Source organism: Roseibium sp. FZY0029, from assembly GCF_036350355.1.
GTDB lineage: Bacteria > Pseudomonadota > Alphaproteobacteria > Rhizobiales > Stappiaceae > Roseibium.
Genome location: NZ_JAZDVZ010000007.1, coordinates 224,978 through 240,247, shown reverse-complemented (window position 1 = coordinate 240,247; position 15,270 = coordinate 224,978). Strand labels below are relative to the sequence as shown.

At 60.6% G+C, this 15,270-nt stretch carries 14 protein-coding genes; 7 read left to right on the top strand and 7 right to left on the bottom strand.

Annotation, left to right across the window (positions count from 1 at the left end):
* Nucleotides 1–52: 52 nt before the first annotated feature.
* Together V1T76_RS20700 and V1T76_RS20695 are read right to left on the bottom strand one after the other, a co-directional pair.
* A complete protein-coding gene (locus tag V1T76_RS20700) occupies nt 53–1,888 on the bottom strand; it encodes a DUF882 domain-containing protein (RefSeq protein ID WP_330562579.1) in 1,836 nt (611 codons plus the stop codon).
* Between the two features lie 234 nt (nt 1,889–2,122).
* Nucleotides 2,123–3,697 (bottom strand): sigma-54-dependent transcriptional regulator, encoded by a 1,575-nt coding sequence (locus V1T76_RS20695; RefSeq protein WP_330562578.1) that lies wholly within the window; start codon nt 3,695–3,697, stop codon nt 2,123–2,125.
* Nucleotides 3,698–3,841: 144 nt separating this feature from the next.
* Here V1T76_RS20695 and V1T76_RS20690 point away from each other — a divergent pair, with 144 nt between their 5' ends.
* The 5 genes from V1T76_RS20690 (at nt 3,842) to V1T76_RS20670 (ending at nt 9,502) form a co-directional block, all read left to right on the top strand.
* Nucleotides 3,842–5,713 carry a M3 family oligoendopeptidase gene (locus tag V1T76_RS20690; protein ID WP_442970154.1) on the top strand — a complete coding sequence of 624 codons (1,872 nt, stop codon included), beginning with the start codon at nt 3,842–3,844 and terminating at the stop codon, nt 5,711–5,713.
* An 11-nt stretch (nt 5,714–5,724) separates the two neighbouring features.
* Nucleotides 5,725–6,633 (top strand): heme-dependent oxidative N-demethylase family protein, encoded by a 909-nt coding sequence (locus V1T76_RS20685; RefSeq protein WP_330562576.1) that lies wholly within the window; start codon nt 5,725–5,727, stop codon nt 6,631–6,633.
* 279 nt (nt 6,634–6,912) lie between these two features.
* On the top strand, nt 6,913–8,292 hold the full coding sequence (locus V1T76_RS20680) for an ABC1 kinase family protein (RefSeq protein ID WP_330562575.1): 1,380 nt from the start codon (nt 6,913–6,915) through the stop codon (nt 8,290–8,292).
* Between the two features lie 155 nt (nt 8,293–8,447).
* Entirely contained in the window at nt 8,448–8,729 is a 282-nt protein-coding gene (locus V1T76_RS20675; RefSeq protein WP_006932187.1) for an aa3-type cytochrome c oxidase subunit IV, read from the top strand.
* Between the two features lie 101 nt (nt 8,730–8,830).
* Nucleotides 8,831–9,502, top strand: coding sequence for a pseudouridine synthase (locus tag V1T76_RS20670; protein ID WP_330562574.1), 672 nt, complete (start codon nt 8,831–8,833; stop codon nt 9,500–9,502).
* A 130-nt stretch (nt 9,503–9,632) separates the two neighbouring features.
* On the opposite strand, the gene V1T76_RS20665 is transcribed toward V1T76_RS20670, so the two are convergent.
* Complete coding sequence (locus V1T76_RS20665) at nt 9,633–10,487, bottom strand: tetratricopeptide repeat protein (protein WP_330562572.1); 855 nt, start codon at nt 10,485–10,487, stop codon at nt 9,633–9,635.
* Between the two features lie 168 nt (nt 10,488–10,655).
* On the bottom strand, nt 10,656–10,883 hold the full coding sequence (rpsU, locus tag V1T76_RS20660) for a 30S ribosomal protein S21 (RefSeq protein ID WP_008188883.1): 228 nt from the start codon (nt 10,881–10,883) through the stop codon (nt 10,656–10,658).
* 403 nt (nt 10,884–11,286) lie between these two features.
* Between rpsU and V1T76_RS20655 the strand changes: the two genes are divergently transcribed.
* The gene (locus V1T76_RS20655) at nt 11,287–12,684 is read left to right on the top strand and encodes an MATE family efflux transporter (RefSeq protein ID WP_330562570.1); all 1,398 of its coding nucleotides are present in this window, start codon (nt 11,287–11,289) and stop codon (nt 12,682–12,684) included.
* Between the two features lie 89 nt (nt 12,685–12,773).
* On the opposite strand, the gene V1T76_RS20650 is transcribed toward V1T76_RS20655, so the two are convergent.
* The 3 genes from V1T76_RS20650 to V1T76_RS20640 all read right to left on the bottom strand — a co-directional run bounded on the left by V1T76_RS20650 (nt 12,774) and on the right by V1T76_RS20640 (nt 14,751).
* Complete coding sequence (locus tag V1T76_RS20650) at nt 12,774–13,865, bottom strand: 5-(carboxyamino)imidazole ribonucleotide synthase (protein WP_330562569.1); 1,092 nt, start codon at nt 13,863–13,865, stop codon at nt 12,774–12,776.
* A 41-nt stretch (nt 13,866–13,906) separates the two neighbouring features.
* Nucleotides 13,907–14,395, bottom strand: a complete 489-nt coding sequence (gene purE / locus V1T76_RS20645) for a 5-(carboxyamino)imidazole ribonucleotide mutase (protein ID WP_330562568.1) — start codon at nt 14,393–14,395, stop codon at nt 13,907–13,909.
* 149 nt (nt 14,396–14,544) lie between these two features.
* Nucleotides 14,545–14,751, bottom strand: coding sequence for a YdcH family protein (locus tag V1T76_RS20640; RefSeq protein ID WP_040439058.1), 207 nt, complete (start codon nt 14,749–14,751; stop codon nt 14,545–14,547).
* A 300-nt stretch (nt 14,752–15,051) separates the two neighbouring features.
* Here V1T76_RS20640 and V1T76_RS20635 point away from each other — a divergent pair, with 300 nt between their 5' ends.
* Nucleotides 15,052–15,231: a YdcH family protein gene (locus tag V1T76_RS20635; protein WP_040439055.1), complete on the top strand. Its 180-nt coding sequence runs from the start codon at nt 15,052–15,054 to the stop codon at nt 15,229–15,231.
* The last annotated feature ends 39 nt before the right edge of the window (nt 15,232–15,270 follow it).

The window sequence follows — 15,270 nt, the reverse complement described above, 5'->3', positions numbered from 1 at the left end:
AAGAGCGGCAGAAATGCCGCTCTTTTTTTGTCTGAATTTTCCGTCTGACCGGTCAGCGCGCGAAGCGGACCGGAAGGATGACGACGGCCGGACCGTCGAACCGGTCTGTGCGCAGGCCGCCGTAAGGATTGCTTTCAAAGCTGGCGGAAACAAAGCGGTTGCCGGGCATCATCACATTCTTCAGCTGGCGCTGGTTGGGGTGGCTGAGCGAAGCGAACGCCTGATGCCGCGTGGTGCCTGCTCCGGACAGAAGCGTCGGTGCGGACTTGTCTGGCAAGCTCGCAAAGCCGGCAAGCGGATCGACAATCTGGTCACGCGGGATCCGGCCCGAAACCGACGGCTGGCGGGCCGGGGCGGCCTTGGCTGTTGCGGCGGGAGCTGCCGGCCGGTTGGCCTGTGTCCGTGCAGGTTCGGTCACTGACGGCCGCAGCGAGCGGCTCAGGCTGGGCGGTGTCGCCGAGGCTGATGCGTAGGCAAGCGTGGTGTCCGACCGGGGAGCGGGCACCGGAGAGGGCACCGACGTGCCAGTGGCTGCCGCGATTGCAGCGACCGGATCGTCGGTCGGTGCGGACCCCGGAACGGGGACATCGCCACTCAGGCCAAGATTTGCTGCAGCGACCTTGGCTGCGTCGCTGAGGCCCTTGCTCGGCTTGTGCAACGGCGTGCGCGTGGCAACCTGGAACCGCGAATCGATCGTTTTCTCTGGAACGGAGCCCGTCGCGGGGCTTTGAGCACCCGGCTGACCGGTTTCGATGGCAAACCGCTGTGCGTCAAGCGTGTTCGGCGCAGGCGGTGGCGCCTTGCTTGCTGCGACGGCGGGAATATCCGCAGGCGGTTTCACGATGGGAGCGCTGCTGGCAACGACAATCGGTGCTGCTGCCGGTGCTTCCGGTTCGTCGCCCAGGATTTTCCGGCTGGGAACCGGCGGATTTTCGATCACGACGGCGGGCGCTTCGGCCGTAATCGGCGCGGGCGGTGTATTGTTGCCGACGGCTCCCGGACGCTTGGCTGCATTGCCGTCGCGGTTGTTGCCACCACCAAAGAGGCTGGCGAAGAGGTTGCCGCCGCCAGAAGACGGCTTGTCATTCTGCGCGGCCACCGGAATGGGCTTGCCCGGGCTCGTCAGTTTCTGGTCGCGGGTGCTCAGGCCATTGGAGGAGCTGGAGCGCGAGTTGGACGCAACGATCGTGGGCTTGGAGCTTCTCGAGCGGCCGGATTTGCTTTCTGCGAGAGCAACCTTGTAGCCGCTCATCGGTTTACCGTCGGAAGGAATGTGAAGGGTCTTGCCGTCCGGGAACACGCGCGCCAGCTCGGAGCGGCTCATGCGCGGCCAGTGACGGACGCTGCCGGTGTCCATGTGAACGAACGGAGAGCCGGACCTTGGATAGTAGCCGACGCCGCCCACTTCCTTGCGCAGGCCGGTGGCGCGCAGGGTCGCAAGTTTTACGCCGGGAATGAAATAGTCCATGGCCTTGCCGAGCGTGTGCTGGCTGTTCTTGGCTACGCCCGAGGACCGCTTGCGCAGCATGTTGTTGGTCGCGGGAGACCGATAGCTGGAAACGACGTGGATCGGCTGGCTCGCGCCCACCTGCTGGTACACTTCCCAGACCAGATCCAGAAGCTCCGGATCGATCTTGGTCATCTCGTTGCGGCGCCAGTCGCGCAGAAAGCGGTTGGCTTCGCGCAGACCGTCGGGCAAATAGCGACCGTTTTTCTTGAAGGTAATGGAGACACGCTCTTTCGTGTGCGTGTTGTACAGCTTCAGGGTGCGCGTCTCCGCCTGGGCAAAAGTGACCAGACACACAGACACAACAGCAAACGCGCCGGCCGCTTTCGCGGCACGCTTCAGCCAACCGACGGCGTCGAAATCAACTAACCGTGTACGCAATCTCTATCTCGCCGTTTTTGAGGGCTTTCACCCATCCCGTGCTCCCCAGCAGGTCACATACCCTAGCTGCCGCAGGTTAAGAAGTTTTTACCCTATTTTCGCTTAGCTGATAATCGTTGCAGAACTGCAACGGCGCAAGCGCGTAGTGCAAAAACACCCCGGTAGTGGTGGTTACTCGGAGAATGCGTCAAAATATCGTCGAAATCGACGGCTTGCGCTATGATTTGCCTCAATTCAGGCTGCCGCGTCGCTACCGCTTTCGTCGAGCCCGTATTCCTTCAGCTTGCGATAGAGTGTGGACCGGCCGATTCCGAGCCGTTTGGCAACCTCTGTCATGCGCCCGGAGTAATGATTGATCGCAGCACGAATCAATTCCTCTTCGATATCGGTCAGCTTGCGCACATGACCATCCTGATCAAGGTTGCGCATGAAGCCGAATGGCGCTGCTTGCTCGAAGCCTGCCTGAGGGGGCGGGGCTGAAGGAGCATGATGCGGCGTGGCCGTGGGTTCGCTCGGGCGAACCGGAGCCGCAGCAAGATCGCCGCCGGACGACCTGTCCGCATAAGACGTTGGTGCCTGCGGATGGTGCGGAGCGCCAGGAGCCGTTGTCTGCTCCGTAGCGGCGGCAACTTGCGGGAAATCGTTGATCGTCAGTTGCGGGCCATCGCACAGGACGACCGCCCGGAAAACAGCGTTTTCAAGCTGCCTGATGTTGCCCGGCCAATGATACTCCTGAAGCATGGCGAGCGTGTCTGCGGTAACACCTGCCACCTGGGGCTTGCCTTCCTCGGCTGCGAACCGGGCCAGGAAATGGCGGGTGAGCGCCGGAATATCCTCGCGCCTGTCGCGAAGCGGGGGGATCCAGATCGGGAAAACGTTCAGACGGTAATAAAGATCTTCGCGGAAGACGCCTTCCTTCACCTGATCGATCAGCCGTCGGTTGGTTGCAGAAATCAGCCGGAAATCCACCTTCACGGGACGTCGTGCACCAATCGGGTCGATCTCGTTTTCCTGCAAGGCGCGCAGCAGCTTGACCTGGACATCCTGCGGCAGTTCGCCGACTTCATCTAGGAACAGGGTTCCGCCGTGCGCTTCCTGAAACTTGCCGATGTGTTTGTCGACCGCGCCGGTAAAGGCGCCTTTCTCGTGTCCGAAGAGAATCGATTCCACCAGATTGTCAGGGATCGCGCCGCAGTTGACGGTGACCAGAGGTTTGGATTTGCGGTCACTTGAGCCCTGGATGGCGCTGGCGATCATTTCCTTGCCGACGCCGCTTTCCCCTTCGATCAGGATCGGAATGTTCGATGCGGCCGCCCGCTTGCCGAGATTGATCACCCGTTCCATCGCCGGCGAGTGGGTGATGATGTCGGCAAAGGTCAGCGTGCCGGAGGCCTGCTTGCGGATCCGGGTGATCTCGCCTTCCAGCGCGGATGTCTTCAAGAGATTGCGGATCGAGACATTCAGCCGCTCCGGTGCCACTGGTTTGACCACGAAATCCTGAGCGCCGGCATTCATCACGGTGACAACGGTATCGATGCCGCCATGAGCGGTCTGGACGATCACCGGCGTTGCGTTCTTGTCGGACCGCAGCCGCTCCAGAACACCCAGGCCATCAAGCTCGGGCATTACCATATCGAGGATGATCAGATCGATCTCGCTTGCTTCTGCGCTCGACATGATGCGCACCGCTTCGGCGCCATTCTCGGCGGTTTTCGACCGGTAGCCGAATTTCTTCACGGCTTCCTGCAGCAACCTGCGCTGGATGGGGTCGTCGTCAACAATGAGAATTTTGCCGCTGAGTGCTTGCATTTGCGGTTTCGCTCGTCCCGAATTGTCTCGTTTCGAACCATTCTGGTCGCAATTGGGTAAACAAATCGTCCAAGCGTCGGCAAAAAAGTTTTCACACTCTGATTGCGGGCGAACCTTTTCCCGGCCTACTAATTCTAACAACAGATGATTGCCGGACCCGTTCGTCCGCAGACGCACCGGAGAGAAAACTTGCCCATTCCACATCCCGTCTTTGCCCCGCAGGCCGCCGCTTCCGCAGATCTCGGGTCTCTTCCCGAATGGGACCTCACGGATCTATATCCTGCCGTCGACGCGCCGGAGGTTGCTGCCGATCTGAAGGAGATCCTCGACCGGTCAAAAACCTTCGAGACCTCCTACAAGGGCCGGCTGGCCGAAATGGCTCAGAGCAACGTTTCCGCGCTGGTCACGGCAATTCGCGCCTATGAGGACCTTGAAGACCTGATGGGCAGGCTGATTTCCTTCGCCGGTCTCGTCTATTCGGAAAACACGATCAAACCGGCGTCGCAGAAATTCTACGGCGATGTGCAGGAGCAGATAACGACGGCAAGTTCGCATCTTCTGTTCTTCACGCTGGAAATGAACAAGATCGACGACGCCGTGATGGACAAGGCGCTCGAGGATGGCCAGTTCGCGCATTACCGGCCCTGGATCGAGGATCTGCGCAAGGGCAAGCCCTATCAGCTTGAAGACAGGGTGGAGCAACTGTTCCACGAGAAGTCCGTTACCGGCGCTGGTGCCTGGAACAGGCTGTTCGACGAGACGATGGCCTCGCTGACCTTCGATGTCGACGGACAGGAACTGTCCATCGAGCCGACGCTCAACCTGCTGGTGGACCCCAAGTCCGAAACCCGGCGCAAGGCGTCGGAAGCCCTGACGAAGACGTTCAAGGAAAACCTGCGCACCTTCACGCTGATCACCAATACGCTGGCCAAGGACAAGGAAATTTCCGACCGCTGGCGGAATTTCACGGATATTGCCGACAGCCGCCATCTGTCCAACCGGGTCGAGCGGGAAGTGGTCGACGCGCTGGTGGCCGCCGTGCGCGATGCCTATCCGCGCCTGTCGCACCGCTACTACAAGCTGAAGGCAAAGTGGCTGGGCATGGACCAGCTCAACACCTGGGACCGCAACGCGCCCCTGCCGAACGCCGACACGCGGGTGATCCCCTGGGACGAAGCGAAAGACACGGTCCTGTCCGCCTACAGCGCGTTTTCCCCCGACATGGCGGAAATCGCGGGCCGGTTCTTCGACCGGCGCTGGATCGATGCACCGGCCCGGTCCGGCAAGGCCCCCGGTGCCTTTGCCCATCCGACCGTGCCAAGCGCGCACCCCTATGTGCTGGTCAACTACCAGGGCAAGATCCGCGACGTGATGACCCTGGCGCATGAGCTTGGCCATGGTGTTCACCAGGTGCTGGCAGCGCCCAACGGGCCGCTGATGGCGCCGACACCGCTGACCCTGGCCGAAACGGCCAGCGTCTTCGGCGAGATGCTGACGTTCAAATCCCTGCTTGCCAAGGCGGACAATCCGCAGACCCGCAAGGTGATGCTGGCCTCCAAGGCGGAGGACATGATCAACACCGTGGTGCGCCAGATCGCCTTCTACACCTTCGAGCGCAAGGTTCACACAGAACGGCGCAACGGTGAGCTGACGTCGGACAAGATCGGGGAACTGTGGCTGTCCGTGCAGGGTGAAAGCCTAGGGCCCGCGATCAAGTTGAGCGAAGGCTATGAAACCTTCTGGACCTACATTCCGCACTTCATCCATTCGCCGTTCTATGTCTATGCCTATGCATTCGGCGACTGCCTGGTGAATTCGCTCTATGCGGTTTACGAGGAAGCGGAAACGGGCTTCCAGGAGAAGTATTTCGACCTTCTGAAGGCGGGCGGCACCAAGCATCATTCCGAACTTCTGGCACCGTTCGGACTGAGCGCGGTCGATCCGGATTTCTGGAAGAAGGGCCTCTCGGTGATCGAACGGATCATCGACGAACTGGAAGCGCTGGAAGAGGCCTGACGCGGTATCCAATGACACGGCAACCGTCGCCACCCTTCCACCACACGCCCTACGACGGCACCAGCCAGCCCTTCACTGTCGGCCTGAAGCCGATCGGTGAGGAGGCCTGGCTGGAGCCGGATCCCTTTCTGGCAAGGCACCTCCGCGAGAAAAGCCGCCTGTTCTCGGAACACCTTGAAACGGTGTTCCGGGCGGAGGCGGATACGACACCCGCGCAGCAGGAAGTGCTGGAGCTCGTGAAAGAAAACCTTTCGAGGTTCCATCAAGAGACCCACCGGGTGGGCGATGACGCGGTCGAGATTGCCGAAACCGGCGAGCGCGTTGTGCTTTCCGGCTCGCCGCCTCTGATGATCGCGGCGCGTCTCGTGCAGGAAGACCTCGTTTTGATGCGGCCCGGTCCGGACGGCTACAGGCTTGTGGCCGCTGCGCTCTGTTTTCCCTCATCCTGGTCACTGGCGGAGAAATTCGGGCAGTCCATGACGGGCATTCACGACAATGTCCCCGGTTTCAACGGAAGCCGAATGGGCATGATGGTGGCGCGGATCTTCGACAATCTGAAAGCCGGACAGTTTCTGGAGCGCTTCAACTGGTCGATCTATCCCGACGGCGATCTGCACCATCCCCTGCCGAAACAGATCCGCGTCAAGATTGACGACGGCGCGCTGGCTCAGCTTTTCCTCCGGGTCGAACGGCAGACCTTGCGGCGTTTGCCGGGGTCCGGCGACATCCTGTTCACCATCAAGATCCATCACGACCCTCTGGCTGCGCTCGAAGCGCAGGATGGGTGCGCGGAGCTTGCGGCGGGGCTTCGGACGCAGCTTCTTGCGCTTGATGCGGATCAGCTTACCTACAAGGGGCTTGTGGCAACGCGGGACGATCTGGCCCGGGCGCTTGAAAAAATCAGCTCCGGAAAGCCGTGACTACCGCGCAGATTACCTTGTTTCGGGCAGTTCCCTGACTTCGCTCCGGCGTGGGCAGATAGCGGCAACGCCGCGGATGGTCTGCGAAGGGGCCCGGGCAACGCTATTGAAAATAGCCGTCCCTCGGGTGCTCGTTGCGGGCCTGCGTCGGAATAGCGGCTGGCGGATCTGGATATTGCTGCGGTAGGTCATATGTAGTTTCCAGAGACCGCAGTCACCCGATTGGCACATCGGGCGGTCCGTGGAACGTATGGTGTCACCAAGGGAGCCCGCCACCGCATGGCCGAATCGAAAGACCGCGAAAGCAATCGCCTCAGTGCCCGCATGGGCCGTTATGCCAAGGTCGGCACCAACATGGGCGGGATTGCCGCAAAGGTGGCCGGGGCACGTTTGTTCGGCATGGAACTGGACAATGCCAAGAATGCAGCCGAACTTGCCGCGGCCCTTGGCGGGCTGAAAGGCCCCTTGATGAAAGTGGCGCAGCTTCTGTCGACGATCCCCGACGTCTTGCCACCCGAATACACGACCGAGCTGGCGAAGCTTCAGGCAAATGCTCCCCCCATGGGCTGGGCCTTCGTCAAGCGCCGGATGCGTGCTGAACTCGGCGCGGACTGGCAGGGGCGGTTCGCTGAGTTTGGCAAGGAACCGGCTGCGGCTGCTTCCCTTGGGCAGGTGCACCGGGCTACCGGCCACGATGGCAGGGTTCTGGCCTGCAAGCTGCAATATCCGGACATGGCTTCTGCGGTCGAGGCGGATCTCAAGCAGTTGCAGATGCTGTTCTCGTTGCACCGTCGCATGAGCCCGGCCATCGATACGCGGGAAATCGCCAAGGAAATCAGCGCCCGGGTCCGTGAGGAGCTGGATTACGCCAGAGAGGCCGGGCATATCGCCGTCTATCAGGAAATTCTGGGCGACTTCGACCGCATCCGCGTACCGGAAGTGATCGAGGACCTGTCGACGAAACGCCTGCTCACAATGGGCTGGCTCACCGGCAAACCGCTGCTCGACTACAAGGACTGCAGCCAGGACGAGCGCAACCTGCTCGCCCGGACCATGTTCCACGCCTGGTGGCATCCGTTCAGCCATTTCGGCGTCATTCACGGCGATCCGCACTTGGGCAACTACACGGTGTTCGAGCATGAGGGTGAGCCGGCGGGAATCAATCTGCTCGATTACGGCTGTATTCGCATTTTCCCCGAAGCCTTTGTCGAGGGTGTCGTCGAGCTTTATCGCGGTCTCCTGGAAGAAGACAACGACCGGGTCGTTGCAGCCTACGAGCGCTGGGGTTTCAAGGATCTGAAGAAGGAAGTCATCGAGATCCTGAATATCTGGGCAAGGTTCATTTACGGTCCGCTGCTCAGCGACCGTGTCCGCTCCATCGCAGATGGCGTGTCGGCCGCCGAATATGGGCGCAAGGAGGCGTTCCGGGTGCATTCTGCCTTGAAGGAGCTGGGCCCGCTCACCGTGCCGCAAGAGTTCGTCTTCATGGACAGGGCTGCCATCGGACTGGGGGGTGTCTTCCTGCACCTGCGGGCGGAACTCAATTTCTTCCAGCTCTTCAACGAACAGATCGACGGATTTGACGCGGCAATCGTGCGCAAGCGCCAGGACGATGTCCTGACTGCTGCAGGCCTTGCGGGAGCCTCGCACGCCGCCTGATTGTCCGCCCGTTTGTCCTGCCGGCAAGGGTGCCGCACCGCAGACTGTCAAAAAGTCGCGTCCCCAGTGACGAATTGTGCACTTCCCATCATTGCCGAACCGGGAAGCTTTATTGTATGTAGGCTGCCGACTAACGAATTTTCCTGGGGGACTTCATGTCTGACGAAACTGCGCCCGCAATGGACTATGACTCTCACGAGCAGACCTACGAGGGGTTCATCAACTTCTCCAAGATCGGCACGATCGCAGTCCTGACCATTGTTGTCTGCCTGATCATGTTCGCTTTCGGCGGCACCGCTGCCACCGTCTTCGGCTGGCTGATGCTGATTGCAACCCTCGTCGCCACTGCCGTCGGCATGGCGCTGGGTTCATCCGGCTGGATCCCGCCCGCAGCCGTATTCGTTCTGAGCGGCATCCTGGCGATCCTGACCGTCTGAGGCTTTTGCCGGACCTCATAGGTTCGAGGAGCACAGACGAACACATATTTTTGGAAAGGCGCGGTCAGATCCGCGCCTTTTGTCATTGGACCCCAACTGCGATGAGCCAGGCCGCGCCAGCATCCTTTGTCTATGCCCCGCCGCTGGAGCCGTTCCTGACGGTGCTGCACGCAGATGACGATCTTCTTGTCGTCGACAAGCCGAGCGGTCTGCTGAGTGTGCCGGGCAAGGCCGCCGAACATGCTGACTGCATCGAGAGCCGCGCGCAGGAGCGGTATGCGGATGCGCGCATCGTTCACCGGCTCGACATGGACACTTCAGGTGTCATGGTTCTGGCAAGAAACCCGGCGGCACACCGGCATCTGGGGCTTCAGTTCGAACGGCGCAAGACGCTCAAGACCTATATTGCCGATATCTGGGGAAGTCCGCCGGTAGATGAGGGGGAGATCGATCTCCCGCTCATTTGCGACTGGCCGAACAGGCCCAAGCAGATGGTCAGTTTCGAACACGGCAAGCCCGCGCTGACGCGGTGGCAGGTTCTGGAGCGGAAAGCCATGACGACACGGGTCCGCCTGTTCCCGCATACCGGCCGTTCGCATCAATTGCGCGTCCACATGCTGGCTTTGGGCCATCCGATTGCCGGAGACAGGTTCTATGCGGAAGGTGAGGCGCTGGTAGCCTCTCCCAGGCTGGCGCTCCACGCGGAAACCCTGGAGCTGCACCACCCGGCGCATGGCGGACGGATCTGTTTCCGGTCCGAGGTGCCGTTCTAGATAGCCCTTCGGCCTGAGTGGTGCCACCGGCCAGCTTCAGCCGTTACCGGGCGAGACACCGCAAACAGGCCTGGGCAGCCACCGCGCATGATGACTTCAGGTCTTTTGGAAAGCTTGCGTTTGGGCCGGGTTAGCCGTTGCCGACGCGGCGGAGACCTTCGCGGGCGATCGTGTTGGAGTTGTCCAGCGTAATCGCACGCGTAAAGCTACGCCGGGCATCCTTCGGATTGTTGAGCATTTCCTGGGCGAGGCCCCGGTTTGCCCAGGCAATGGCGGAATCCCGGTCGAGATTGACGGCCATCGACAGGTCCGAGAAGGCGGCGTTCGGGTCGTTCACCGCAATGTAGGAGATGCCGCGGGCGATATAGGGCGCGCTTGCCTTCGGGTTGAGGCCGATGGCTGTCGCAAAGTCCTCGATCGCGCGCTGATGCTGGTTCTGGGCCTGGTAGATCAGGCCGCGATTGTAGAACGCACGGGCATCGCTGCTGTCTCGGGTGATGACGGAATTGAAGTCGGCGAGGGCGGCGTTGTAGTTGCCCTGCTGACGATAGATGTTGCCGCGTCCAACATAAGCCACGTCATAATCCGGCTTGATGTTGATGGCGCGGGTGTAGTCGGCAACCGCCTGCTCGTTCTGGCCCATGCGGCGGTAGACGAGACCGCGGTTTGCATAGGTCTGATAGGACTGCGGGTTCAGTTGCAGCGCCTTGTTGAAGTCCTCGACGGCCTTGTCCAGCTTGCCTGCCTGGCCGTAGGCGATGCCGCGCGTGCTGTAGGCACTGGCATCGTTCGGATTGGCATCGATCACCGCTGTCAATGAGGCAATGTTTGTCGAAGACCCGGCGGAAGCGTTGGTTGGCACATCGTCGTAGACGCCCGACGTGTTACAGGCCGCCAGCATGGAAGCCAGGCCGATCAGCGTTGCATGAGGCAGAAATTTGCGCATGCGGCACAGACGATCTCTAAGGGTCAAACGATTAGACATGCCGTTCATCTGCCTCCAATAGGGCGTGAGTATGGCTGCACAGGGCTCTTTGGGACGAGCCCGAAGCGTTCTCCGCAAAACGCCAAAAGCCGACCGGGACTTCGGTCGGCCTTAGGGCAATTTTGAGAAGATTGGCGGCCAAACCCGCCAGAAACGCTCAAGCCGAACTTAGCGGCGAGCGGACTTGCCCGGGAGCAGGCCTTCACGCTGTGCCCGCTTGCGAGCCAGCTTGCGTGCACGGCGAATTGCTTCAGCCTTTTCACGCGCCTTCTTTTCAGACGGTTTTTCAAAATGACCGCGAAGTTTCATTTCACGGAAGATGCCTTCGCGCTGCATCTTTTTCTTGAGCGCCTTCAGCGCTTGATCGACATTGTTGTCGCGAACCAGAACCTGCACGCGTTTTTTCCCGTTTTCGATGCGCTGCAGAGGATCTGCAGCCAGAAGAACCATGATGGAAGCGAGGCTTCGCCAACGAACCTTACGGTGGTTTCAAAAACACATGCGTGTGCCCATCGGCGTACCGATCAATCAAGCATCCACTTGTGTACAGAGACCTTATCGCCGCTGACGCGTCGCTCACTTTGGCGGGCTTAATACCAGAGCAAACCCCGTGTGTCCACAGGCATTCGCAAAGAAACCCGCCAAAATCGGATTCCGGCGCCAAGGCCGGAGGGTGTCCCCAACCCGCAGAACAGGTGTGGACACGGCAGTGTATCACGACTAGAGGTGGATGTCTCACCCCGGTCAATCGAGCCTCGTACAAGAAGGCATGACCATGCCCTCATTGTTGGAGGAAACAATGGCGCAGCACGCGTCAAGGGCTCCCGATTCGGACAAGAGCCAGTCCCTTTGGCGGAGCGACATTCAGCCTACTCTCTCTCTGGGCTTGCCGCTGGCAGGCGCCCAGTTGGCGCAGATGGCCATCAACACCACCGACGTTCTGATGATCGGGCGTCTTGGCGCGCAGGAACTCGCTGCCTCGGTGCTGGCTTTCAATTTCTATATGCTGGTGTGGTTTTTCGGCATGGGCCTGCTGCAGGCGGTGATCCCGCTGGCCGCCCGTGCCCGCGGCCAGAAAAAGCCCCGTGATTTGCGCCGTGCCGTGCGCATGGGCTTCTGGATTTCGGTCCTGTTCTGCATCCCTGTCTGGGGAATCCTGATCTTCATCGAGCCGATCCTTCTGCTTTTGGGGCAGGAGCCGGAACTGGCCAGGCTTGCAGGCGTCTATATGGTGTATCTGCAATGGACGATGCTGCCGGCGCTGCTGATCATGGCCGTTCGCGCCTTCCTGACGGTGATGGAGCGCACGCAGGTGGTGCTCTGGGCGACGATTGCCGGTGCCATTGCAAACGCGTTCCTGGATTACGTGCTGATCTTCGGCGAGTTCGGCTTTCCGCGCCTGGAGCTGGTAGGCGCGGGGATCGCGTCCGTTCTGAGCGCGACCACGACATTCCTGTTCCTGCTGGCTTATGCCATGCTGCATCCCAAGCTGCGCCGCTACAACATTCTGGGCCGGATATGGCGGTCGGACTGGCCGGTCTTTTTCCAGATCGTCCGGCTGGGCACGCCGATTGCGCTGACCATCATTGCCGAAGGGTCTCTTTTCACCGCCTCATCGGTGATGATCGGCTGGCTGGGCACCTTGCCGCTGGCCGGACACGGCATTGCGCTGCAGATCGCGTCGATCACGTTCATGGTGCCTGTCGGGCTGTCCGTGGCCGCCATGACCCGTGTCAGCCTTGCTTCGGGACGGGACGATCACAAGGGGGTTGGCCGCGCCGGCTGGACAGCGCTGGTCGTGACCATGCTGTTCATGGGCTTCTTCGCCATCTTGTTCTGGTCGATCCCGGAGCAGCTCGTCGGCATCTATCTTGACCTCAGCGACCCGGAAGCCAGGGAAGTGATGACCTATGGCGTTTCGTTCCTGATGGTGGCGGCGCTGTTCCAGCTCGCGGACGGTGGCCAGATTATCGGTGTCAACAATTTGCGCGGCCTGGGCGATACCACGATCCCGCTGTTCTATGCCCTGTTCGGCTACTGGGTTGTCGGCATCAGCCTGTCTCTGGGACTTGGCTTCGTCGCAGGGTGGGGCGGGGTCGGCGTCTGGTGCGGTCTGGCAGGCGGTCTTGCGTCCGTTGCCGTACTGGCGAACCTCCGCTTTGCGCGGCGGGAGAAGCTGGGCCTCGTGCCGGGTTGAGTCGTTCCGTTTTGGCGACGGCTCGGCGTCATCACAAAAGCCCCGATCTTGAGACCGGGGCTTTTGCAATAATTAACGGCTGATCCGGGTCAGGACTTTCCGGAAATCCGGTTGACGTGGCCCATCTTGCGGCCTTCCCGGGTTTCCGCCTTGCCGTAGAGATGCAGTCGGGCGGCCGGTTCTTTCAGAACTTCCTGCCAGCCGTCGGCGTCAAAACCGATCAGATTTTCCATGACCGCATCCGAATGCCGCTCGGCGGAGCCCAGGGGCCAGCCGGCAACGGCGCGGATGTGCTGGTCGAACTGCGAGGTCAGGCAGGCGTCCTGCGTCCAGTGGCCGGAATTGTGGACGCGCGGCGCGATCTCGTTGACCAGCAGCCTTTCGTTCGCACCGTCGCGGACCAGGAACATTTCAACGCCCATGACACCGACATAATCGAGGCCGGCGACGATCTGCCCGGCCATGGCACGGGCCGTGTCCATCGTTTCCTGTGAGATGCCGGCAGGAACGGTCGAGGTTTTCAGGATGTGGTTCCCGTGGTGGTTCCGGGCAACGTCATAGCAGGCAATTGTGCCGTCCAGGTCGCGGGCGACAATCACCGAGACTTCACATTCGAACGGGATCAGCGCTTCCAGCACCATGGGCACCGAGCCGAGCTTCTCGAAGGCACCTTCGGCATCTTCGGGCCTGCGGATCATCTGCTGGCCCTTGCCGTCATAGCCGAACCGGCGCGTCTTCAGAACACCCTGGCCACCAAAACGGGCAACGGCCGCATCAAGATCCTGCTGCGAGGTTATGTCGGCAAAGTCGGCAATGGCGACACCTGCGCCGGACAGAAACTGCTTTTCGAACAGCCGGTCCTGGGAAACTTCCAGCGCGCGCACACCGGGGCGGACCGGAACCTTGGCGTCCAGATGCGCCGCGGTCGGGCCGGGCACGTTTTCGAATTCATAGGTGACTGCAGCAACGGACGAGGCGAAGAGGTCTAACGCGTCGATATCCTCATAGGAGGCGACCGTATAGGCCGCGCTGACGTCGAAAGCGGGACTGTTCGGATCCGGGCAGAAGATATGTGTCTTGAGGCCGAGGCTGGCTGCCGACTGCGCCAGCATCCGGCCGAGCTGGCCTCCACCAAGGATGCCGATGGTGTCGCCTGGGCTCAAACGGGTTTTGGCGCTCATGATAAGGGTCCTGCCAGAAGGGCTATGTCAGAAGGGCTATGTCAGTCGTTGGATGGCGTATCGGCAACGGCGGCCGTGCGCTCGGTGCGGTAGGCGGTGAGCGCGGCATCGATTGCCGGATCATGCAGGGCCAGGACGGCGGCCGCCAGAAGCGCGGCGTTGGTCGCACCGGCCTTGCCGATGGCCAGCGTGCCCACCGGAACGCCTGCCGGCATCTGCACGATGGACAGAAGGCTGTCCTCGCCCGAGAGCGCCTTGCTTTCGACCGGAACGCCGAAGACGGGAAGCGGTGTGAGGGCGGCGGTCATGCCGGGAAGATGGGCGGCCCCGCCTGCGCCTGCGATGATGATCTTGAAACCTTCGGCCTTCGCACCCTTGGCGAAGTCGTACATCCTGTCCGGCGTGCGGTGGGCGGAGACGATGCGTGCCTCGTAGCTGACGCCCAGTTGGTCCAGCGTGTCGGCGGCGTGTTTCATAGTCGGCCAGTCCGACTGACTGCCCATGATGATGGCGACATCCGCTTTTGCCATAAAGTGCTCCAGTTTCCGGCAGGCTCAGAAGAGCCGCGGAGTATAGGCAGCGAGCCGCGCATCGCAAGCGCGAATCCGCCGGTAACGTGCCGGAAAATCACTTTCAGGGGACGTGCCGCGGATACGGGAGCTTTCGCGGCGGAAAAGGCTCAGGCGATGATGTCCGGAAAGAGTTGATCTTCAAGCGCCGTGATCCGGTCCTTGATCATCAGTTTCTTTTTTTTCAGCCGCTGCAGTTGCAAGGCATCTTGGTTCGAAGTTGAGGCAAGTGCCTCGACGGCCGCGTCAAGATCTCTGTGTTCCTGGCGAAGCTGCGCCAGTTGCATACGCAACGCATCACTATCCATCTGCGCCATCTATGTCCCCTAAACAGGAGATAAGTCCTAATCCATTTTGCCGATCACGGGCAAGCTATCATCTTAAGCCCGTCACGATTTCGTATGTTGAAAACTTGTGAACTGGCAAATTTTTCAAGGGTAATTTTCGTGAGTTTTCGGGGGCTTACTTGGGTGCGGATCTTCAGGGTTTCGTAAGGATATCTGCGAGAATGCATAATTTGACGGCGAAACGTTGAAGGTATGCGGAATCAGCAATCGACAACGCCGGAATTCCTGTGGCACGATGAAAATGTTGAGCCAACAGACAGGAGGATATCCATGTCAATGCAGTCGCATCTCGCAGAACTTGAGCGCCGTCACGCGGAAATGGAACGCAAGATTGAAGACGCTCAGTTACATCCGAGTACAGACTCCCTGCAACTGGCTGACATGAAGCGTCAAAAGCTCAAGATCAAGGATGAGATTACGCGAATACGGGAAAATGAGACGCTCCATTAGGGGGCGTCACCTTTAGTTCAAACGCCGCGCACCGCGCGG